Origin of the sequence: Pectobacterium araliae (genome assembly GCF_037076465.1) — a bacterium.
Lineage (GTDB): Bacteria > Pseudomonadota > Gammaproteobacteria > Enterobacterales > Enterobacteriaceae > Pectobacterium > Pectobacterium araliae.
The window spans coordinates 1,944,119-1,965,440 of record NZ_AP028908.1; the positions used below are offsets into that span (position 1 = coordinate 1,944,119).

Sequence of the window (21,322 nt, forward strand, 5' to 3'; positions counted from 1 at the left end):
TGTGGTTATGGCGGTCGTTCCGTTATAACTACAATCGTGTAACAGCGGTGTTTTTATAATCGGCAGGTTTATAAAAATGACATTTGTAACAACGGTGATAAAAACAGTCGCTATTTTTCAGGTGTGGTGAGGGGAAATGACTCAGATTTTTAATTTTAGCGCCGGTCCAGCAATGCTGCCGGTTGAAGTACTGCGTCGTGCTGAACAGGAATTATGTAATTGGAATGGCTTGGGTACATCGGTCATGGAAATCAGCCACCGTAGTAAAGAGTTTATGCAGGTTGCTGCTGAATCCGAACAAGATCTGCGTGACTTGCTGAAAATCCCCTCCAACTACAAAGTGCTCTTTTGCCACGGCGGTGCGCGTGCGCAATTTGCGGCAGTGCCGTTAAATCTGTTGGGTGAGCGTTCAACGGCGGACTACATCGACGGTGGATATTGGGCGCACAGCGCCATCAATGAAGCAGAAAAATACTGCACACCTAACGTGATTGATGTGAAAACGCGCGTAGGCGGCCTGCGTGGTGTTAAGCCGATGCGTGAATGGCAATTGTCTGATGATGCGGCATTTGTACATTACTGCCCGAATGAAACCATTGACGGCATTGCTATTGAAGAAGAACCGGATTTTGGCGACAAAATTGTGGTCGCCGACTATTCTTCCAGCATCCTGTCTCGCCGTATTGACGTCAGCCGTTATGGCGTGATCTACGCGGGTGCGCAGAAAAATATCGGCCCTGCAGGTCTGACGCTGGTTATCGTGCGTGAAGATTTGCTGGGCAAAGCACGCCGTGAGCTGCCATCGATTCTGGATTACCAAATTCTGGCAGACAATGATTCTATGTTTAACACACCGCCGACCTTCGCTTGGTATCTGTCCGGTATGGTCTTCAAATGGCTGAAAGAGCATGGTGGTTTGGTTGAAATGGAAAAACGTAACCAAGATAAAGCCGACCTGCTGTATAGCGCGATTGACGGTAGCGACTTCTATCGTAATGACGTCGCGGTGGCGAACCGCTCTCGTATGAACGTGCCATTCTTGCTGGCGGATTCGGCGCTGGATAAAGTCTTCTTGGAAGAATCAGTTGCTGCAGGTCTGCACGCACTGAAAGGTCATCGCGTAGTGGGCGGCATGCGTGCTTCCATCTACAATGCGATGCCGTTGGAAGGCGTGAAAGCGCTGACGGAATTTATGGCCGACTTTGCACGTCGCCACGGTTAATTAAAACCGTCTCCCGATACATTTTGATTAGCCCCGGACTTTCCGGGGTTTTTATGTCCACGTTGAAAGAATAGGCTTTACATGCAGGAATCCCTGACTCTACAACCCATCAAACTGATTAACGGCACGCTTAATCTCCCCGGTTCAAAAAGTGTCTCTAATCGTGCGTTGTTGCTAGCTGCCTTGTCTGAAGGTAAAACACGACTCACTAATCTGCTAGACAGTGATGATGTTCGCCACATGCTTACTGCGTTAACGGCGCTGGGCGTTGAATATCATCTGTCATCTGACCGAACCGTCTGTGAGATTACGGGTCTGGGTGGGGCGTTTACGGCATCGCAACCGCTGGAACTGTTTCTAGGGAATGCAGGTACAGCGATGCGTCCACTGGCAGCCGCGTTGTGCCTGACAGATGGCGATATTGTTCTGACAGGCGAGCCGCGCATGAAAGAGCGCCCGATCGGGCATCTGGTCAATGCACTGCGTCAGGGCGGGGCGAAAATTGACTATCTGGAGCAGGAAAACTACCCACCACTTCGTCTACACGGTGGTTTTCAGGGCGGTGAAATCAGCGTAGATGGCAGCGTATCCAGCCAGTTCTTAACTGCGTTGTTGATGACTGCGCCTCTGGCCACGCGGGATACGCAAATTAGCATTCAGGGCGATCTGGTTTCTAAACCATATATCGATATCACGCTGTATATGATGAAGGCGTTTGGTATTGAGGTACGTAACGAGAATTACCAGCGCTTCTTTGTCACAGGTCGCCAGCAGTACCGCTCACCGGGTGATTATCTGGTTGAAGGCGATGCATCGTCGGCTTCTTACTTTCTGGCAGCGGCGGCGATTAAAGGCGGTGTTGTTCGCGTGACTGGCGTAGGCCGTAATAGCGTACAGGGTGATATTCGCTTTGCTGACGTCCTGGAAAAAATGGGCGCGACCGTGCGTTGGGGTGAGGATTATATCGAATGTGAACGCGGCGAGCTGCGCGCGATCGATATGGATATGAACCACATCCCTGATGCGGCAATGACTATCGCGACGGCGGCACTTTTTGCCCAGGGTGGGACTACCACGTTGCGTAACATTTATAACTGGCGCGTGAAAGAAACTGATCGTCTGGCAGCTATGGCGATTGAGTTGCGTAAAGTGGGGGCGGAAGTTGAAGAGGGCAACGACTATATTCGTATTACGCCGCCCGCGACGCTGAAAGCGGCAGAGATCGGTACCTACAACGATCATCGTATGGCGATGTGTTTCTCACTGGTGGCGCTGTCGGATACGCCAGTCACCATCCTCGACCCAAAATGTACAGCGAAAACTTTCCCTGACTACTTCGAGCAACTGGCGCGTCTCAGCGAGCTGGCTTAATCTTTTTCTACGGCACGGTTTCCGTGCCTTTTCTCCCGTTCTATGCGCTATTTTTTCTTTTGAACTTGCGGACTACGTTCAGATAATGTCTTATTTTTCCCGTCATTCCGGCATTAGGGTAACCTTTCTCTGTATTGATGCGTATAATGAGGCTCCGTGACGCCATAAAACGGCGTAAGCGGAACTTCCCAGTATTAAAGGAGAGCGAAATGACGGTGATGGCACCGGTAGTTACGGTTGACGGACCGAGCGGCGCAGGCAAAGGGACGTTGTGTAAGGCATTAGCTGAAGCTTTACAATGGAACCTGCTGGACTCGGGGGCTATCTATCGTGTTTTGGCTCTTGCAGCGTTACACCACCATGTTGATATCAGCTCTGAAGATGCGTTAGTTCCGCTTGCTTCTCATCTTGATGTACGTTTTGTTGCAGAAGATGGGCAACTGAAAATTATCCTTGAAGGCGAAGATGTTAGCCACGAAATACGTACTGAAGCGGTAGGTAATACGGCTTCTCAGGCAGCAGCTTTCCCACGCGTTCGCGAAGCATTATTACGTCGGCAGCGTGCATTTCGTGAAGCTCCTGGGCTGATTGCCGATGGTCGTGATATGGGAACGGTAGTCTTTCCTGATGCACCGGTGAAGATTTTTCTGGATGCCAGCGCGCAAGAACGTGCACAACGCCGTATGCTACAGTTGCAGGGGAAGGGCTTTAATGTTAACTTTGAACGTCTTTTATCTGAGATAAAAGAACGGGACGAGCGCGATCGTAGCCGCCCTGTTGCGCCGTTAGTGCCTGCTGCCGATGCGTTGGTGCTGGATTCCACGGAAATGACGATCGATGAAGTGATAGCGCGCGCGTTGGCTTACGCCCGCGAAATTTTAGCGTAATCACAGAAAACTGAATTTTTACCTCGCTGTAAGGATGCACAGCGGGGCATGTTAAACAACCCCATTGAGCAGGATGCCAGATGGACGTTAAATTGAAACCCTTAAGATTATCAAACATGACTGAATCTTTTGCTCAACTCTTTGAAGAATCCCTGAAAGAAATCGAAACCCGTCCTGGTTCCATCGTACGCGGTGTTGTTGTTGCTATTGATAAAGATGTCGTACTGGTTGACGCCGGTCTGAAATCTGAATCTGCCATTCCGGTAGAGCAATTCAAGAACGCACAGGGCGAACTGGAAATTCAGGTTGGTGATGAAGTTGACGTTGCTCTGGACGCTATCGAAGATGGCTTCGGTGAAACGCTGCTTTCTCGCGAAAAAGCTAAACGTCATGAAGCATGGCTGACGCTGGAAAAAGCTTACGAAGAAGCTGCAACGGTTACTGGTATTATCAACGGTAAAGTTAAAGGCGGTTTCACTGTTGAGCTGAACGGCATTCGTGCGTTCCTGCCAGGTTCTCTGGTAGACGTTCGTCCGGTTCGCGACACGCTGCATCTGGAAGGCAAAGAGCTTGAGTTCAAAGTTATCAAGCTGGATCAGAAACGCAACAACGTTGTTGTTTCTCGCCGTGCAGTTATCGAATCTGAAAACAGCGCTGAGCGCGATCAACTGCTGGAAAACCTGCAGGAAGGCATGGAAGTTAAAGGTATCGTTAAGAACCTTACTGACTACGGTGCATTCGTTGATCTGGGCGGCGTTGATGGCCTGCTGCATATCACTGATATGGCTTGGAAACGTGTTAAACACCCAAGCGAAATCGTCAATGTGGGCGACGAAATCACTGTTAAAGTGCTGAAATTCGACCGCGAGCGTACCCGTGTGTCCCTGGGTCTGAAACAGCTGGGCGAAGATCCATGGGTCGCTATCGCTAAGCGTTACCCAGAAAGCACGCGTCTGACTGGTCGCGTAACCAACCTGACTGATTACGGTTGCTTCGTTGAAATCGAAGAAGGCGTTGAAGGTCTGGTACACGTTTCCGAAATGGATTGGACCAACAAAAACATCCACCCATCCAAAGTTGTTAACGTTGGTGATGTAGTGGAAGTGATGGTTCTGGATATCGATGAAGAACGTCGTCGTATCTCCCTGGGCCTGAAACAGTGTAAATCCAACCCATGGCAGCTGTTCGCTGAAACCCACAACAAGGGCGACCGCGTTGAAGGTAAAATCAAGTCTATCACTGACTTCGGTATCTTCATCGGTCTGGACGGCGGCATCGACGGTCTGGTGCACCTGTCCGACATCTCCTGGAACGTGGTTGGTGAAGAAGCCGTTCGCGAATACAAGAAAGGTGATGAAATCGCCGCTGTTGTTCTGCAAGTTGACGCAGAGCGCGAGCGTATCTCTCTGGGCGTGAAACAATTGGCTGAAGACCCGTTCAATAACTACCTGTCTGTTAACAAGAAAGGTGCTATTGTTACTGGTAAAGTTACAGCAGTTGACGCCAAAGGTGCTACAGTTGAATTGGCGGATGGCGTAGAAGGCTACCTGCGAGCTTCTGAAGCCTCTCGCGATCGCGTTGAAGACGCAACGCTGGTACTGAACGTTGGCGACAGCGTTGAAGCGAAATATACCGGTGTTGATCGTAAGAACCGCGTTGTTAGCCTGTCTGTCCGTGCGAAAGACGAAGCTGATGAGAAAGATGCAATCGCAACTGTTAACAACAAGCCGGAAGAAAACAATTTCTCCAGCGCGATGGCAGAAGCATTCAAAGCAGCTAAAGGCGAGTAATCACAACGGTAGAATGAGCAACGCAAGTTGCTCATTCTTGTAACGGTAGTCAGTTATCCTGGTTATTGATAACCGCACTTGGAGGAGCTATGACCAAGTCTGAACTTATTGAAAGGCTTGCTGGACAGCAATCTCATATCCCGGCCAAAGTGGTTGAGGATGCAGTGAAAGAAATGCTCGAACAAATGGCCTCTACGTTAGCCGAAGGCGACCGTATTGAAATCCGTGGGTTTGGCAGTTTTTCACTTCACTACCGTGCACCGCGTGTAGGTCGTAATCCGAAAACGGGTGACAAAGTTGAGTTGGAAGGTAAGTACGTCCCTCACTTTAAACCGGGCAAGGAACTCCGCGACCGCGCTAATATTTACGGCTAATTGTTAGTCTTAAATACCAGCCTTATAAAAGCACCCATCTCGGGTGCTTTTTTACGTTTATCGCTATTATTTTTTTCCGCGCCATCGGTAGTCGATAACGCGGGGGAAAGCTTATTTGTTGTGACGTTCTTTCAAACGATTGATGATGGTCGCCAGATCTAAATCCTGATCCTGCAACAGCACCAACAGATGGTACATTAAATCTGCTGCTTCATTGGTCAGTTCTTCACGGTCATGCACTGTTGCCGCTAATGCTGTTTCCAATCCTTCTTCACCGACCTTTTGCGCAATGCGCTTGGTGCCGCTGGAGTATAGGCGCGCGGTGTAAGAGCTATCTGGGTCGGCATGTTTGCGCTCGGCCAACAGTTGCTCTAGCTGATAGAGGAACGTCCAGTCGCTGGCCGCAGGCGAGAAGCAACTGCTGGTGCCCAGATGACAGGTTGGTCCGATAGGGTTAACCAGAATCAGCAGCGTATCATTATCGCAGTCTGGTGTAATAGTGACGACATTCAGGAAATGGCCGGAAGATTCGCCTTTCGTCCATAACCGCTGCTTGGTTCGCGAGAAAAACGTCACTTTGCCGCTCTCTTCGGTAGCTTGCAACGCATCCTGGTTCATATAGCCCAGCATCAATACCTCACCGGATACCGCATGTTGCACAACAACCGGCAGCATACCATCCGTTTTTTCCCAATCGAGTTGGTTTCGTTGTTCGTCGTTTAGAAAGTACTCTGCACTTAACACACTCGAATCTCCACACCTTGTTGCTTAAGATATTGTTTCAGCTCGCCAATATTAATAATTTGCTTGTGAAACACCGATGCTGCCAGCGCGCCATCAACGTGGGCGGTTTGGAACGCATCCAAAAAATGTTCCATGGTGCCTGCGCCGCCGGAAGCAATAAGCGGAACGTTGCAGACATCACGCACCAGATTTAACTGGTGTAAATCATAGCCGTTGCGCACACCGTCTTGATTCATCATGTTCAGGACAATTTCACCTGCACCGCGCTTTTGCACTTCTTGTACCCAGTCCAGCGTTTCCCAGGTGGTGACCTTGGTGCGTGTTTCGTCGCCCGTATATTGATTCACATGATAGCGACCGGTAGCAGCATCATGCCAGGTATCAATCCCGACGACGATGCACTGCACGCCATAACGGTCGGCCAATCGGGTAATCAGCTCTGGGTCGGCCAGTGCCGGTGAGTTGATGGAGATTTTATCCGCACCGAAAGAGAGGATCTGACCTGCTTCTTCCACGCTTTTAATGCCACCCGCCACGCAGAAGGGAATATCGATGACTTCTGCGACACGAGACACCCAGCTCTTATCGACGACACGACCGTCGGAAGAGGCGGTGATATCATAAAAAACCAACTCATCAGCGCCTTCCTGCGCATAGCGCTGCGCCAGCGGCACGATGTCACCGATGATTTCGTGGTTGCGGAATTGAACGCCTTTGACGACCTGGCCGTTACGCACGTCCAGACAGGGGATTATCCGTTTTGCCAGCATGAGATAGCCTCCGCGACGTTAAATTTACCTTCTAACAATGCGCGACCCACGATCACGCCTTGTACACCGCTGCCGCGCAAATTGGCGATATCCGTCAGATTACCGATGCCGCCGGATGCCTGAAAGGCAATCTGCGGGTAGCGCTGACTAATTTCACGATAGAGCTCGACGTTGGAGCCGCTCAGCGTACCGTCACGAGAAATGTCAGTGCACAGTACATGCTTCAGACCAAACGGCAGATATTGTTCGACGACCTGCTCAAGCGTGGCGTTTGAATTTTCCTGCCAGCCGCTGATGGCGACGAATTTCGTGCCGTTGGCGTCGATACGCACGTCCAGTGCCAGCACCAGCGCGTCTGCGCCGTAGCGGGTGAACCATTGCTGAACGAGTTCCGGCTGCTTAACGGCGGTGGAGCCAATGACGACGCGGCTGGCACCGGCTTTTAATAACGCTTCCACGTCCTGTTCAGTACGAATACCGCCGCCGATCTGAACGGGTACGCTAACGCCAGCTAACAACGTGGTTAATAGGGGGATCTGGCGGGCAGAGGGATCTTTGGCACCGGTTAAATCTACCAAATGCAGCACACCTGCGCCTTGTTGCTGGTAATCCTGCAAGCGGGGGAGCGGATCGCTGCCGTACTGGCGCTGTTGGCCATAATCACCCTGATGCAGACGGACAACCTGCCCATCAATCAGGTCTAATGCGGGAATAATCATGACGCTCTACATCTCCAGAAAGTTTTTCAGCAGTTGCGCGCCTGCTGCACCCGAACGCTCAGGGTGGAACTGCACGCCAAAGAAGTTATCTTTTTCCAGTGCGGCGGTGAAGGCTTCGCCGTAGTTGGCCTGCGCAATGGTGTTTTCGCAAACGGGCATGGCATAGCTATGGACGAAATAGAAATAGGCACCGTCATCGATATCGCGGAACAAACGGTGTCCGGCCTTCGGAATGACCTGATTCCAGCCCATGTGCGGCAGCGGCAAGCCGTGATCAACCATCTTTTTCACCGGCGAATCAACAATGCCGAGCGTGGGAATGCCGCCATTTTCGTCGCTGTTTGTGCCCAGTAACTGCATACCGAGGCAAATACCGAGAACGGGCTGGGTGCAGGCCTTGATCAACGCAATCAGGTCGCGATCTTGCAGTTGATTCATCGCGGCCTGCGCGGTGCCCACGCCCGGTAGAAACAGTTTATCCGCTTGCAGGACAATCTCGGCCTCGCGGCTGACGACGGGCGTATACCCCAACCGCTGTACGGCGTAGGTCACAGAAGAGAGGTTAGCGCAGCCGGTATCAAGAATAACGACCTTCATCAGAGCACTCCTTTCGAACTCGGCAGCGTGTCACCCTCGACGCGGATGGCCTGACGCAGCGTGCGTCCGAAGACTTTAAACAGGCTTTCAACACGGTGATGATCGTTACGCCCTTTGGTTTTCAGGTGTAGCGTACAGGCCATGGAATAAGACAGCGAGCGGAAGAAGTGTTCGACCATTTCCGTACTTAGATCGCCCACGCGCTGGTAGCTGAACTCTGCTTTATACTCCAGATGCGGACGTCCTGAAATATCCAGTGCACAGCGTGCCAGGCACTCATCCATTGGCAAAACGAAACCAAAACGGCCAATACCGCGTTTGTCGCCCAGTGCTTTATTCAACGCTTCGCCCAGCGCCAGACCGGTATCTTCCACCGTGTGGTGATCGTCAATGTACAGATCGCCTTTTACTTCAATGTTCATACGGAATCCGCCGTGAGTGGCGATCTGATCCAGCATGTGATCGAAGAAACCGACGCCGGTGTTGATTTTGCTGCCGCCTTCCTGATCCAGCCAGACGTTCACATCAATTGCGGTTTCACGCGTGACGCGGTTGACGTGGGCATGACGGTTACGCTTGGTCAACTGGTTGGTAATCGCTTGCCAGTTCAGGCTGCCACGCTGGTAGAGCAGGCCGGTAATGCCCATATTTTGTGCTAATTGAATATCGGTCTGGCGATCGCCGATGACGTAGCTGTTCGCCACATCCATCAGGCCGTTGTTCAAATAGGCCGTCACCAGTTCGGTCTTAGGTTTGCGGCAGGTGCAATTATCTGCTGGCAAATGCGGGCAGATCAGCACTTGCTCAAAACGGATGCCCTGCGATGTCAGAATCTGCATCATCAGGTTGTGCGGTGGATCGAAGGTTTCCTGCGGAAAACTCTCGGTTCCCAACCCATCCTGATTTGTAATCATCACCAGCGTGTAACCGGCTTTTTGCAGCGCCAGCAGCGAGGGAATGACATCTGGTTCCAGCGCCAGTTTATCCAGACGGTCAACCTGAAAATCCTCAGGTGGTTCAGCAATTAATGTTCCGTCACGGTCGATAAAGAGGTATTTCTGGCCCACGTGAGCTCCTTAAAATTAAGCGTTGATGCCCGGCAATGATTGTAATGCAGCAACAACGCGTTCACATTCGTAGCGGTTGCCGATAGTAATGCGCAAGCAGCCTGCGAGGCTGGGTTGCTTATTTTGGTCACGTAAAATAATGCCCTGATCCCACAGCGTTTTAAATACAGCAGGGGAAGCGGTAACGCGCACCAGCAAATAGTTACTCTCGCTGGGGAAGATTTCTTCAATGCAGGAAATGTCTTTTAAGGCGGCGCTCAGCCAGCGGCGGTTGGCGGTAACCTCTGCAACATTCGCCTTCATTTTGGCGATCCCTTCCTGGCTCAACGCCTGCGCCGCGATATCTGCTACCGGGGTGGACAGCGGATAAGGGGCGATCACCTTCAGCAAAAGTTGAATCACCTCTGGGTTTGCCAGCGTAAAGCCACAGCGCAATCCAGCGAGTGAAAAGGCCTTGGACAAGGTCCGCAGAATCACCAAATGAGGAAACTCAGCCAGCCAGACCGCGGTGGACGCCTGCGGACAGAATTCAATGTAGGCCTCATCGATAACGACCAACGCTTTTCCCTGTGCCAGCGTGAGCAACTGACGTAAATCTGCCGGTGCAATCAGGTTGCCAGTCGGGTTGTTCGGGCTGCAAACGTAAATGACCTTGGTGCTGTCCAATTGTGCTTCAATCGCATCGAGATCTAACTGCCAGTCTGCTTTGCTTGCCGCAGTGCGGCGCTCCACGCCAAATGTTTCGGCGCTAACGGCGTACATGCCGTAAGTCGGGGGACAGAAAAGAATCGCGTCTTTCCCCGGTTCACAGAATGCGCGAATCAGCAGTTCTATCCCTTCATCAGCGCCGCGGCTAACCAGAACCTGTTCCGGCGTTACGCCCGCATACTCGGCATAGCGGTTGATCACCGTTACTGGCTGGCATTCTGGATAGCGGTTCAACGTCTGCAACGTTAACTGATACTCAGGCGCTTGAGGATATTCATTGGCATTCAGCCAGACATCACCATTGCCGCCCAAACGACGGGCAGACATGTACGGTGTCAATGCGCGTACGTTGGCGCGTGCCAGTTCTTCAATACTACTCATGCTTGCTCCTTTAGTGCGGCAACACGCAGGGTAACAGCGTTTTTGTGGGCGGTCAGTTGCTCGGCCTGTGCCAGAATTTCTATCGTTGGTGCCAGTTGCAGTAACCCTTGCGGCGTGAGCTGCTGTACGGTCATGCGTTTCTGAAAATCGGCCAAACCGAGGCTTGAATAGGTTGAGGTATAGCCATAGGTCGGCAAAACATGGTTAGTGCCGGAGGCATAGTCACCTGCGGATTCCGGCGACCAGTCGCCAAGAAACACGGAACCCGCGCTGGTGATGCTATCAACCAGTGATTCGGCGTCGCGCGTCTGGATGATCAGGTGCTCTGGACCATATTGATTGCTGATTTCAACGCACTGTGCCAAATCTCGCGCGACGATAACCCGGCTGCTGGCAAGTGCCTGACGCGCGATGTCCGCGCGGGACAATTGCGTGAGCTGCTCTTCAACGGCGTCCGCCACGGCTTTGGCCATTGCTGCGTCGGGCGTGAGCAGGATGACCTGTGAATCTGGGCCGTGCTCTGCCTGCGACAGCAGATCAGACGCGACAAACGCAGGCGTCGCACCGCTGTCGGCGATCACCAACACTTCGGATGGCCCTGCGGGCATATCAATGGCCGCGCCATCGAGCTGCTGGCTAACCTGACGCTTGGCTTCCGTGACGTACGCATTGCCGGGGCCAAAAATTTTATCGACTTTCGGCACGCTCTCTGTGCCAAATGCCATCGCAGCAATCGCTTGCGCCCCACCAAGCTGAAAGACTTCTTTAATACCGCACAGCTGTGCGGCATATAAAATTTCATCGGCAATCGGCGGCGGTGAGCACAGCACCACACGACCGCAGCCAGCGATGCGTGAAGGTGTTCCCAGCATCAACACGGTCGACGGTAGAGGGGCCGAGCCCCCCGGAATATAAAGGCCGACAGTCGCGATAGGGCGAGTGAGCTGCTGGCAACGAACGCCCGGCTGTGTTTCGATATCGACAATCGGCAGCTTTTGCGCGTTGTGGAATGTCTCGATATTACGCACGGCGATTGACATCGCCTGTTTTACTTCATCACCCAGACGGGCGGAGGCAGCGGCAATTTCGGCATCGGTGACGCGAATCACATTCACCTGAACCTTATCGAACTGTGCGCTGTAGTCACGTAAGGCGCTATCACCACGGTTTTTCACGCTTGCCAAAATATCGCTCACGACGGCGGTAATACGGTCTGATGCGGAAATGGCCGGGCGTGTCAGCAACTGACGCTGCTCTTCTGCTGAGCAGCGCTGCCAGTCAACGATCGTGCTGAAACTGCCGATGCTTTTGGTGTTGTCAACCATTGTCATCACTCCATCATTTTTTCAATGGGCAGGACCAGAATAGAGCTGGCACCTAACAATTTCAGCTTTTCCATGGTTTCCCAGAACAGCGTTTCGCTGCTGACCATGTGCATGGCAACACGGCTTTGATCGCCAGCCAGCGGCAGAATGGTCGGGCGCTCAGCACCGGGCAGTAGGGCAATGACTTCTTCCAGACGTTCGCTAGGCGCATGCAGCATGATGTATTTGGATTCACGCGCCTGAATCACGCCTTGCATACGGGTCAGCAATTTATCGATCAGTTGCTGTTTCTCCGCAGGCATCTCGCCGTCACGCTGAATCAGGCAGGCTTTGGAGCGGTAAATGACTTCGACTTCGCGCAGGCCGTTGGCTTCCAACGTGGCACCGGTTGATACCAAATCGCAGATGGCATCGGCCAGACCCGCACGCGGTGCGACTTCGACGGAACCGTTAAGCAGACAGGATTTGAAATTAATAGATTTTCTGTCGAGATATTGTTTAAGCAGGTGAGGATATGAGGTGGCAATACGTTTGTTTTGCAGGCATTCAGGGCCGGTATAGGCTTCGTCCAGTGGCATCGCCAGCGACAGGCGGCAGCCGCCGAAATCCAGACGGCGTAGTGTGAAGTAACGCGGATCTTCACCTTGAGCGCGGCGGTTTAACAGTTCTTCTTCTAATACGTTTTCACCGATGATGCCCAGGTCGACCACGCCATCCATCACCAAACCGGGGATATCGTCATCGCGAACGCGCAGGATATCAATCGGCATATTTTCTGCGAATGCGATCAGACGCTGTTGCTGCAAGTTGATTTTGATACCGCAGCGTGCCAGCAACTCGCGTGAATCATCGCTCAGGCGGCCTGACTTCTGCATTGCTATCCGTAAACGTGTTTTATCCAGCATGGAAACCTCATTAACCTGTCAAATTTAAATGTCTAGAAATATAGCGAGCATAAAAAAACCCTCGGAAGATGATCTTCCGAGGGCTCTCTTTGTGTTCTGCGCCACTGGAAGATCTGAACGTCTTCCAGCACCAATTGCCCGAAAGACTAATCAGGATGATGGTGATGATGGTGGCTAAACAGAACGCGTGTCATAATATGTCTCTTTGTTGTGTCAGTATTTATTAAATGAATATCGATTTACTTGTCGAATAACCTAAACCATGTGCGGGTTGTTGTGCAACATCTTTTTAGCAGATATGGGAAGTTCGCTTTTATTGGGCGATACGCCAGCATAATCGTGCGGGGTATCGGTCTTTGATAGGCAGAAAAGCCTGTTGAAATCGGAAAGGTGCCGTAGCGATGGACATGAAAGCCGTTTACTCTGTAGGCATCGGTGTTAATCACAGGCTCCTTGCAGGGGAGAACGGCAGATGAAAAAAGTATCGATTGTGGGATTGGGTTGGCTAGGTATGCCACTGGCTCTGGCGCTGAATGGGCATGGTTACCACGTGGTGGGAACGAAAACGACCTCTGATGGCGTTGAAGCTGCGAGGATGAGCGGGATTGAATGCTATCAATTGACGCTGACGCCTGAACTGGAATGTGACGCTGACGAACTTAGCGCACTACTACAGGTTGACGTGTTGATCGTGACGTTGCCCGCCAGCCGAACGGCGGAAGGAGGCGACGGGTATGCACAAGCGGTACAGCAATTGGTGAATATGGCTCGTGTGTATCATGTCCCGCGTATTATCTTCACCAGTTCAACCTCGGTTTATGGCGATAGCAGCGGCACGGCAAGAGAAACCTCGCCGTTACAGCCGACGACGGTCGCAGGGAAGACGCTGGTATCCCTCGAACAGTGGTTGCAACATTTACCGGATATCTCCGTGGATATCTTGCGTCTTGCGGGGCTGGTCGGTGGCGATCGTCATCCTGGGCGTTTCCTTGCAGGGAAAACCAACCTGCCGCATGGCAATCATGGCGTGAATTTGGTGCATCAGGAAGATGTGCTGGCGGCGATCCTGTTACTGCTTAAGCTTCCGAACGGTGGGCATATCTACAACCTGTGCGCGCCAGAACATCCTGCCAGGCAAGATTTTTATCCTGAACAGGCACGCCGATTACAGGTATCTCCGCCACAGTTTGCACCCGTGACCGATAGCGCTCAGGGTCGAATTGTCGATGGGCAGCGTATCTGCCATGAGCTTGGGTTTGACTATCAGTACCCTAATCCTTCAACGATGCCGTTGAACGAGAGTTCGCCGCGTTAAGAATTCGTGTTGTGATGCGCCCGGAGAGCGTGCGGCTATCCGGGCGGGAGGTATTAGAACGACGTCCAGTCGCTTTCTGATGAAAGCGTTTTTTTGTCTGTCGTTGGCATACGTTGTGGCAACGCGTGCCGTGGTGTTGCGGGTGACGTGAGTGAAGCTGCGCGGTTGTCGGATTGAGACACGCGGAAGTGCTCAAGTAATTTCTCTAGCAGCACGGCCTGTTCTTCCAGCGAATTGGCGGAAATAGAGGATTCCATCACCAGCGAGGCGTTTTGCTGTGTGGTGGTGTCCAGTTCGCTGATTGCCTGTGCAATTTGCCCAATTCCCCGGCTCTGTTCTTCAGAGGCGGATGAAATTTCCCCCATAATATCGTTCACGCGGGAAACGGAATCGACGATTTGCTCCATAGTTTCTCCGGCAACGGCAACAAGGTGGCTACCTGCATTGGTACGTTCGACCGATTCTGAGATCAGTGCTTCGATGTCTTTGGCAGCCTGAGAGCTGCGCTGCGACAAACTGCGTACTTCGCCCGCGACCACAGCAAAACCACGACCTTGTTCACCGGCTCGAGCGGCTTCTACCGCGGCGTTTAGCGCCAGGATGTTGGTCTGGAAGGCAATACTGTTGATAACGGTGGTGATATCGGCAATTTTTCTGGAACTGGCCGCGATATTGTCCATGGTCGTTACCACTTGTTTCACAACCTCACCACCTTTAAGCGCATTTTGGGAGGCATCGGCAGCGATCTGGCTAGCATGTTTGGCATTGTCGGCATTGTTTTTCACCGTCGAGGTGAGTTCTTCCATGCTGGCTGCGGTTTCAACGACTGCCGCTGACTGCTGTTCGGTGCGTGATGAAAGATCGCTATTGCCTGTGGCAATTTTACTCGCTGATAGGCTGACGCTGCCGACGCTGTCCCGTACTTCGGAAATAACGTGGCGTAACTGTTCATTCATCGTCCCCATGGCGTGGGTGAGTCTTCCCAGTTCATCGTGGCGATCGGTATGAATCGTTGTGGTCAGGTCGCCACTGGCAATGCGTTCTGCCAGCGACAGGTTATGGATGATGGGACGGGTGATAATCCGGGTAATGTAGATTGAAATGATGATACCGATAATGACGGCAATGAGGCCGATAATCATCGTAATGGTGGCGGAGTTATAGGCTAACTCATCATTTTTGGCTTTGATTATGGCGGTCAGCGCATTAATGTCTGCGCTACTTTTCGTTCCTGCTCTCATGACCCGCGTTTCTGCTTTTTTCACGTCATCGAAAGCGGTGTAGTAGTTCGCATTGAGCTGTTGGTATTGCTTAACGTAATTGCGTAATGCGTCAGCTTGATCTTTCAAGTCAGTCGATAAAAGCGGTAATGCCTGATAGGCTGATTCCATTTCTGCATAACGAGTATTCAGCGCGGTTACTGTTTTCTCATCTTTTGTTATTTGCAGTTCATAACTCAGTTTTTGCACTTCACTTAACAAGAAGGCCAGCTTGCTCATCGCGTAATAAGCATCATTATCGGGGAATGAACTCGTGTTATGAATGGTTTGTGTAAAAGGCTCTAACGTAGCTTGTGTATGTAATACATTGACATTTTCTTGAATTCCAACGACTTTTAGTGTTGCGGTGGACATTGCGGAAACCGATGCCTGAAATTCCTCTAAATTTTCTTTTAAGTTTTTGATGTGATTTAATTCATCTGTGCTCCAAGCCAGATTTTTTGCACTGTCAGTTAAATCTGTCGCGCTCTTGACAAATTTTGCTAGAATATCTTTTGTTTTCTCATCAGGTGCGTAGAAATATTTAACACGATTTATTTTTGCCTGAAAAACCTCAATGTTGACGCTATAAATAAGATTGGTCTTTTCATAAATATCTTTAATGTCTTTAAATCTCTTTGCGCTAAGTGTCGAGGCAATAATAACGAGTAATAAAATAATGCCAAACCCCGCATACAATTTATGTGCGATCTTTGTGTTACGAATTCGACTAGCAAGATGTTGCATTATAACTCCCCATGTATGACGCTTTTTTAGCAAAAATATTGTTCACAATTTTATTGCTAACCACTATGGGTTATCGGGCTATGTTATTGCGATGTTAGTGTCAGATTAGGAGATAATAACGTTTTGTGATGGGTGTCAAAAAACACTGTGCAGATGCATGGTGTTTTATGTGGATATGGCTAAAACAGCGTAGTCTGATGATTATTTGGTAGTTTATTTATTAGTGATAAGGCGTTAAGTTGTAAAATCCAGCCCTGACGCGATATCAGGACTGGGAGGTAAAACGTTAGAAGGTTGTCCAGCCTGCGTCCTGTGCTTGTTTTGACGCCGGTGGTAAGTGTTTCTGCTGGGGCGACAAACTTGAGGTATTTGCTTTGGGTTGACGTCCCTCGTGAGTAGACAGGCGAAAGTTTGCCACCATACTTTCCAATATTGCAGACTGTTCCTCCAGCGAGTTAGCGGAGATTGACGACTCCATCACCAGTGCCGCATTCTGCTGCGTGGTGGTATCAAGTTCACTGATGGCGCGGGAAATTTGCTCAATGCCACGGCTTTGTTCATCGGAGGCGGAGGCGATTTCCCCCATGATGTCGTTGACCTGCGAGACGGAGGAGACGATCTGATCCATCGCGGTTCCCGCGTTGGCCACCAACCGCGTTCCCACATTGATACGTGACACCGACTCGGATATCAGGTTGGCAATCTCTTTTGCCGCTTGGGACGTGCGTTGAGAAAGCGTCCGTACCTCGCTGGCAACCACGGCGAACCCACGCCCTTGCTCTCCGGCTCTCGCGGCTTCTACGGCGGCGTTGAGCGCCAGAATATTAGTCTGGAAAGCGATGCTGTTGATAACGGCGGTGATGTCGGCAATCTTGTGCGAGCTTTCTGAAATGCCCGACATGGTATCCACCACATCTCGTACCACTTCGCCGCCCTTGTGGGCATTTTGTGAGGCTTCGGTGCTGATTTGGCTCGCTTGTTTGGCGTTCTCGGCATTGTTTTTAACGGTCGAGGTGAGTTCTTCCATGCTGGCGGCGGTTTCCACTACGGCGGCAGATTGTTGCTCGGTGCGTGAGGAGAGATCGCTATTACCCGCGGCGATCTTGGCTGCGGAGGTTGAAACGCTGTCCACACTGTCACGCACATCGCTGATCATATGGCGCAACTTTTCGTTCATCCTTCCCATTGCAGCGGTTAACTGACCCAGTTCATCATCACGGTCGACTGTGATTGTTGAGGTCAAATCGCCTGCGGCAATTTTTTCTGCCAGAGAGAGGTTATGAATTACGGGGCGGGTGATTTGGCGGGTAATCAGCAGTGAGATGATAATACCGATCACGACGGTGATGAGGCCAATGATCATCGTGATGGTAGCGGAACCGTATGCCAGCGCATCATTCTTCTCTTTGACGATAGTGATAATCGATTTAATGGAGGCGCTGCTTTTATCTCCGCCGACCTTCACGCCGTCTTCTGTTTTTTTCAGGTCATTGACGCTCTGAAAGTAGTCATTGTTGAGTTTTTTATAGCTGGTGGCATAGCTTCTCAGGCTCTCTACGGCGACCTTCTGTTCCGGTGCCAGCGCAGCAGTGACGGCCTGGTAGTTACTGTCAAAGCGGCCAAAAGCTTCATCGAACTTCTTCGCGGCATCGGCATTTTGCCTGAGCTGCAACGCATACGAAGCCTGTTTCAATTCTGCAACCTGCGTGACCAGATCCTCCGTCTGGTACTGTGTTACGTTATCAGAAGACTGCTGGCGTAGTCTGGCGTAAAAATTCGCAGTAATGTTTTGCCCGTTGGCGGCACTGATCTTGTCACGGTTTTCTACCACGCGCTGCGTGGCTTTCCCCATCTCGGTGATAGCATTCTGGAATTCGGTCAGGTGCTGGCCGAGATCGTTGACAAGAGTTGCCCCTTCTGGACTCCATGAGAGCGTTTTCGCTTCAGTGGTTAATTCTGACGCGTGTTTAACAAAGCCCGCCATGGTTTCACGCGATTTTTCATCATAGGAGTAAAAATACTTCAGGCGGTTTATTTTGGCCTGAAAGACTTCGATGTTGATGTTGTAAATAAGATTGGTTTTCTCATAGATATCGCGAATTTCCCTGAAGCGTCCTGCGCTGAGTAGCGATGCAATGATAACCAGTAGCAGGATGACCCCGAACCCAAGATAAAGCTTTTGGGATATTTTAAGATTTCTGATTTTTTTGGCTAAGAACATGTTGTCTCTCCAGGGATGAATTACTGGTATCAAGTAGCAAACTAATAAGGTATGACCCATAGTGCTTATCGGATTTATGACGCTTTTTTTTAGTGTGAGTGAAGAAACTAATAATAATTTGTGAGGCTTCTCTCTCACTATTGGACAACTGCACAGCAAGTAAGGGGGGTATTACCAATAAGCGTTACTTTGGTCGTTATCAGAATAAACACAGGAAATTGTGATTATTTTTTAATCTTTAAAAAATCGGGAAGAAAGTGGTTAATTTGGAAATATATTGAAATACAAATGGAATGAAAATAATGAATGGTTAAATTTTGTCTTAATGCTGGCGCGCGGAACGATGAGTTAATAACGTTACCCTTTCATCGGACTTTTTTTATCTTACTTTTCATCGCACACCGTCGTCTGGCTTTGCCGGATACGCTATGGCGGCGAATGGTACCGTCATAGCGTACGGGCTGCGGCACCTACAGGGTGCCCTTCATACGGTATAACCGACGCGGGTGGCCAATTTTGCCGTAACGCATTTCGATATCGAGGAATTGGTTCTCGACGCAGAACTCGAGGTAGCGGCGCGCCGTGGTTTTACTTAGCCCGGTTTTCTCGACAATCTCATCGACAGAATAGAGCGTCTCGTCTCCCTCATTGGCAAAAATCTGTTTGATCAGTCCCAGTGTGTTCTCCTCAATACCTTTTGCTGACGAAGAGGGCGCAGCGCCGGACGATTGCAACTGATAAAGAATATCGACGTTCTGCTGATCGACAACTTTGTAGGTATGCTGGGTTTTTACAAATTGAATAAAGCGTTCCAGCGAAGAACGCAGCCGTGGGTAAGAGAGTGGTTTGATTATGTAGTCAAAAGCCCCACAGCGAATCGCCTGAGCGCAGGTATTCATATCGCTGGCAGCGGTAATAAATATGACGGAGCAGTCCATCCCTTTCAGCAGTTGGCTTTCAATCAGCGAAACCCCTTCGCCGTCGGGCAAATAATTATCTAGCAGGATTAAGCGAGGCCTGTGCTGCTGAAGGAGCTTTTTGGCTTCAAAAAGTGTAGCGGCAATCCCTACGACGCGCAGATTGAAATTTTTTTCAATAAATTCAGCATGAATATTTGCCAGCTTACTTTCATCTTCAACGATTAAGACATCGAAATGTTCAGTGTGCTGCATGGTATGAATCCCTGTTAGTATCTGAAAGATAAAGAAGATCTAGTGCCCGTACACCCGTCATTCTCCAAATGGCTTGTGCGTTGTTCAACACACGGCAACTCAAATTATTTGGAGGATAGCGGTATAAATAGGGAAAATATGCTGCCGTTCGGCTGGTTGGCAGAAACTTCAATAATTCCCCGAGCCTGGTTTACGTAGCTGGCGACCAGATGCAGTCCCAGCCCGTGATCACCTTGCGTTTTACTGGTCACACCCATTTCAAACAGGCAATCGGCAATGGCCGGATCGATCCCTGTTCCCTGATCCGCGACTTCAATGACCAACTCTTGTTCACTGTCATAGATGTATATTTCGACAGGATAATGCGGCGTAGCCATGGCCAATGTGGCTTCCATCGCGTTATCCAGCAAGTTACCAATGATGGACATCAGCTCCGTTTCACTCAGTGCGGCAGGAATATGGGTGAGCTGGCAGCGTGGGTCGAAAACAATCTCAATGCCTTTTTCTCGTGCTGTCGCGTACTTGCCTAGCAGCAGCCCGCATAATGCTGGCGAACAGAAGCGGCGCGAAACAAAATCCAGCACCACCTGTGCACTTTCCGACTGCGCTTCAATATATTTGATCGCTTCGTCATAGCGTTTGAGGTGCAGCAGCCCAGCCAGCGTCGCGGTCCAGTTCAACTGCTCATGCCGCAGAATGCGCAGGCTATTCGCGTAACGCTTCACCTGACTGAGCTGCATGCTCAGTGTATGAATATCGTTTTTACTGCGGAAGCTGATGACCCAGCCTTGAAGCTCATCTTCTAGCATAATCCGCACCCGGCTGGCGATGACGGTGGCGTGATTAAAGCGACAAATTTCATCGTGAGTGTCGCTGTTCCACATCGCTTCACCGGAGAAGAAGGGGACGGGTTTAATGACGGTATCAATCGGCTTGCCGCGCAACAGATAGGAAGGTTCATTTAGTCCGAGGATTTCTTTGGCAGCATGGTTAATGGCGGCAATGCGGTGCTGTTTGTCGATCGCGATGACCCCTTCGTAGATCGATTCGAGTAACGCTTTCTGCTGCCTGACCAGCATGCGGATCTCAAGGGGTTCAAGACCAAACATCTGTTTTTTCAGATTACGTGAGAACCACCAGGAAAAGATAAACAGCGCGACAAACATCGCCAGAATGGCCAGCAGAATACGTGCTAGTTTACTGAACGTCAGGCTATCGATGTGAGTTTTCAAATAGCCCACGGAGACAATGCCGATCACCTGACCATCAGCAATGATGGGCGCTTTACTGCGTAGTGAGATGCCGATGCTGCCGTGGCGCACCGTGATAGCACTTTTTCCCTCTAATACATCGAAATTGTCTCCGCCGACCATCTGTGTGCCGACGAGTTGGTCATTCTCCGCATACTCAGAATGAAACAGGTGGCGCGCTTGACTATCGCCGATCACGATATAACTTGCATCGCTGCGTTGTTTTAATTGCCGAGCAAGGATATATATCTGTTTGATATTTCTATTTTTTACTGACTCGACTAGTGATGGGATGATGGCGATCTCTCTGGCCTGTACCTGCGCGCGCGTACCCAGCTCAGAATAGAGTTGTTTATCGATATCGTGATAATAATAAACACCTGCCATCAGCAGTAACAAAGAGAAGAAGACGATCAAATAGATAAACAATTTGATATGAAAAGAAAGTCTCACTCTCATGATGTGGGGTAGCCTACTGGTTAACTAAAAATAGCTACT

At 50.6% G+C, this 21,322-nt stretch carries 19 protein-coding genes and 1 other annotated feature; of the genes, 6 read left to right on the plus strand and 13 right to left on the minus strand.

Translation table 11 applies throughout. The features are described from left to right. The first annotated feature begins 136 nt into the window (after positions 1-136). The 5 genes from serC to ihfB all read left to right on the plus strand — a co-directional run bounded on the left by serC (position 137) and on the right by ihfB (position 5,644). Positions 137-1,222: a 3-phosphoserine/phosphohydroxythreonine transaminase gene (serC, locus tag AACH44_RS08825; RefSeq protein WP_261849199.1), complete on the plus strand. Its 1,086-nt coding sequence runs from the start codon at positions 137-139 to the stop codon at positions 1,220-1,222. 81 nt (positions 1,223-1,303) lie between these two features. Next, positions 1,304-2,593, plus strand: coding sequence for a 3-phosphoshikimate 1-carboxyvinyltransferase (gene aroA, locus AACH44_RS08830; RefSeq protein WP_338659568.1), 1,290 nt, complete (start codon positions 1,304-1,306; stop codon positions 2,591-2,593). A gap of 209 nt (positions 2,594-2,802) precedes the next feature. Further along, on the plus strand, positions 2,803-3,480 hold the full coding sequence (gene cmk / locus AACH44_RS08835) for a (d)CMP kinase (RefSeq protein ID WP_261849201.1): 678 nt from the start codon (positions 2,803-2,805) through the stop codon (positions 3,478-3,480). 116 nt (positions 3,481-3,596) lie between these two features. After that, on the plus strand, positions 3,597-5,270 hold the full coding sequence (gene rpsA / locus AACH44_RS08840; RefSeq protein ID WP_107169815.1) for a 30S ribosomal protein S1: 1,674 nt from the start codon (positions 3,597-3,599) through the stop codon (positions 5,268-5,270). Between the two features lie 89 nt (positions 5,271-5,359). Next, positions 5,360-5,644 (plus strand): integration host factor subunit beta, encoded by a 285-nt coding sequence (gene ihfB, locus AACH44_RS08845; RefSeq protein WP_005967571.1) that lies wholly within the window; start codon positions 5,360-5,362, stop codon positions 5,642-5,644. A gap of 111 nt (positions 5,645-5,755) precedes the next feature. On the opposite strand, the gene hisIE is transcribed toward ihfB, so the two are convergent. The 9 genes from hisIE to hisL form a co-directional block, all read right to left on the minus strand. Next, entirely contained in the window at positions 5,756-6,319 is a 564-nt protein-coding gene (hisIE, locus tag AACH44_RS08850) for a bifunctional phosphoribosyl-AMP cyclohydrolase/phosphoribosyl-ATP diphosphatase HisIE (protein ID WP_338659607.1), read from the minus strand. A 62-nt stretch (positions 6,320-6,381) separates the two neighbouring features. Continuing rightward, the gene (gene hisF, locus AACH44_RS08855; RefSeq protein ID WP_005967575.1) at positions 6,382-7,158 is read right to left on the minus strand and encodes an imidazole glycerol phosphate synthase subunit HisF; all 777 of its coding nucleotides are present in this window, start codon (positions 7,156-7,158) and stop codon (positions 6,382-6,384) included. After that, positions 7,140-7,877 (minus strand): 1-(5-phosphoribosyl)-5-[(5-phosphoribosylamino)methylideneamino]imidazole-4-carboxamide isomerase, encoded by a 738-nt coding sequence (hisA, locus tag AACH44_RS08860; protein ID WP_261849203.1) that lies wholly within the window; start codon positions 7,875-7,877, stop codon positions 7,140-7,142. The genes hisF and hisA overlap by 19 nt, the downstream gene beginning before the upstream one ends. A gap of 6 nt (positions 7,878-7,883) precedes the next feature. Then, on the minus strand, positions 7,884-8,474 hold the full coding sequence (hisH, locus tag AACH44_RS08865) for an imidazole glycerol phosphate synthase subunit HisH (RefSeq protein ID WP_261849204.1): 591 nt from the start codon (positions 8,472-8,474) through the stop codon (positions 7,884-7,886). Then, positions 8,474-9,541 (minus strand): bifunctional histidinol-phosphatase/imidazoleglycerol-phosphate dehydratase HisB, encoded by a 1,068-nt coding sequence (gene hisB / locus AACH44_RS08870; protein WP_261849205.1) that lies wholly within the window; start codon positions 9,539-9,541, stop codon positions 8,474-8,476. Before hisB ends, hisH begins: the two co-directional genes overlap by 1 nt. Positions 9,542-9,556: 15 nt before the next feature. Further along, complete coding sequence (gene hisC / locus AACH44_RS08875; RefSeq protein WP_261849206.1) at positions 9,557-10,630, minus strand: histidinol-phosphate transaminase; 1,074 nt, start codon at positions 10,628-10,630, stop codon at positions 9,557-9,559. Then, complete coding sequence (gene hisD / locus AACH44_RS08880) at positions 10,627-11,955, minus strand: histidinol dehydrogenase (RefSeq protein WP_261849207.1); 1,329 nt, start codon at positions 11,953-11,955, stop codon at positions 10,627-10,629. The genes hisC and hisD overlap by 4 nt, the downstream gene beginning before the upstream one ends. 5 nt (positions 11,956-11,960) lie before the next feature. Further along, entirely contained in the window at positions 11,961-12,860 is a 900-nt protein-coding gene (hisG, locus tag AACH44_RS08885; protein WP_261849208.1) for an ATP phosphoribosyltransferase, read from the minus strand. Between the two features lie 49 nt (positions 12,861-12,909). Next, positions 12,910-13,031: a sequence feature (His leader region), on the minus strand. Beyond that, positions 13,007-13,054 (minus strand): his operon leader peptide, encoded by a 48-nt coding sequence (hisL, locus tag AACH44_RS08890; RefSeq protein WP_233983461.1) that lies wholly within the window; start codon positions 13,052-13,054, stop codon positions 13,007-13,009. (Overlaps the previous feature by 25 nt.) Before the next feature lie 278 nt (positions 13,055-13,332). Here hisL and AACH44_RS08895 point away from each other — a divergent pair, with 278 nt between their 5' ends. Then, a complete protein-coding gene (locus AACH44_RS08895) occupies positions 13,333-14,175 on the plus strand; it encodes an SDR family oxidoreductase (protein ID WP_261849209.1) in 843 nt (280 codons plus the stop codon). Positions 14,176-14,228: 53 nt separating this feature from the next. On the opposite strand, the gene AACH44_RS08900 is transcribed toward AACH44_RS08895, so the two are convergent. The 4 genes from AACH44_RS08900 to AACH44_RS08915 form a co-directional block, all read right to left on the minus strand. Beyond that, complete coding sequence (locus AACH44_RS08900) at positions 14,229-16,181, minus strand: methyl-accepting chemotaxis protein (protein WP_261849230.1); 1,953 nt, start codon at positions 16,179-16,181, stop codon at positions 14,229-14,231. A 286-nt stretch (positions 16,182-16,467) separates the two neighbouring features. After that, a complete protein-coding gene (locus tag AACH44_RS08905) occupies positions 16,468-18,402 on the minus strand; it encodes a methyl-accepting chemotaxis protein (protein ID WP_261849210.1) in 1,935 nt (644 codons plus the stop codon). A gap of 470 nt (positions 18,403-18,872) precedes the next feature. Continuing rightward, positions 18,873-19,574, minus strand: a complete 702-nt coding sequence (locus AACH44_RS08910; RefSeq protein WP_261849211.1) for a response regulator — start codon at positions 19,572-19,574, stop codon at positions 18,873-18,875. Positions 19,575-19,678: 104 nt separating this feature from the next. Beyond that, positions 19,679-21,283, minus strand: coding sequence for an ATP-binding protein (locus tag AACH44_RS08915; protein WP_261849212.1), 1,605 nt, complete (start codon positions 21,281-21,283; stop codon positions 19,679-19,681). Positions 21,284-21,322 lie beyond the last annotated feature (39 nt).

Coding starts and splice junctions, on each gene's coding strand:
- serC (WP_261849199.1), top strand. CDS start 137: ATGACTCAGATTTTTAATTTTAGCGCCGGTCCAGCAATGCTGCCGGTT.
- aroA (WP_338659568.1), top strand. CDS start 1,304: ATGCAGGAATCCCTGACTCTACAACCCATCAAACTGATTAACGGCACG.
- cmk (WP_261849201.1), top strand. CDS start 2,803: ATGACGGTGATGGCACCGGTAGTTACGGTTGACGGACCGAGCGGCGCA.
- rpsA (WP_107169815.1), top strand. CDS start 3,597: ATGACTGAATCTTTTGCTCAACTCTTTGAAGAATCCCTGAAAGAAATC.
- ihfB (WP_005967571.1), top strand. CDS start 5,360: ATGACCAAGTCTGAACTTATTGAAAGGCTTGCTGGACAGCAATCTCAT.
- hisIE (WP_338659607.1), bottom strand. CDS start 6,319: ATGCTGCCGGTTGTTGTGCAACATGCGGTATCCGGTGAGGTATTGATG.
- hisF (WP_005967575.1), bottom strand. CDS start 7,158: ATGCTGGCAAAACGGATAATCCCCTGTCTGGACGTGCGTAACGGCCAG.
- hisA (WP_261849203.1), bottom strand. CDS start 7,877: ATGATTATTCCCGCATTAGACCTGATTGATGGGCAGGTTGTCCGTCTG.
- hisH (WP_261849204.1), bottom strand. CDS start 8,474: ATGAAGGTCGTTATTCTTGATACCGGCTGCGCTAACCTCTCTTCTGTG.
- hisC (WP_261849206.1), bottom strand. CDS start 10,630: ATGAGTAGTATTGAAGAACTGGCACGCGCCAACGTACGCGCATTGACA.
- hisD (WP_261849207.1), bottom strand. CDS start 11,955: ATGGTTGACAACACCAAAAGCATCGGCAGTTTCAGCACGATCGTTGAC.
- hisG (WP_261849208.1), bottom strand. CDS start 12,860: ATGCTGGATAAAACACGTTTACGGATAGCAATGCAGAAGTCAGGCCGC.
- AACH44_RS08895 (WP_261849209.1), top strand. CDS start 13,333: ATGAAAAAAGTATCGATTGTGGGATTGGGTTGGCTAGGTATGCCACTG.
- AACH44_RS08900 (WP_261849230.1), bottom strand. CDS start 16,181: ATGCAACATCTTGCTAGTCGAATTCGTAACACAAAGATCGCACATAAA.
- AACH44_RS08905 (WP_261849210.1), bottom strand. CDS start 18,402: ATGTTCTTAGCCAAAAAAATCAGAAATCTTAAAATATCCCAAAAGCTT.
- AACH44_RS08910 (WP_261849211.1), bottom strand. CDS start 19,574: ATGCAGCACACTGAACATTTCGATGTCTTAATCGTTGAAGATGAAAGT.
- AACH44_RS08915 (WP_261849212.1), bottom strand. CDS start 21,283: ATGAGAGTGAGACTTTCTTTTCATATCAAATTGTTTATCTATTTGATC.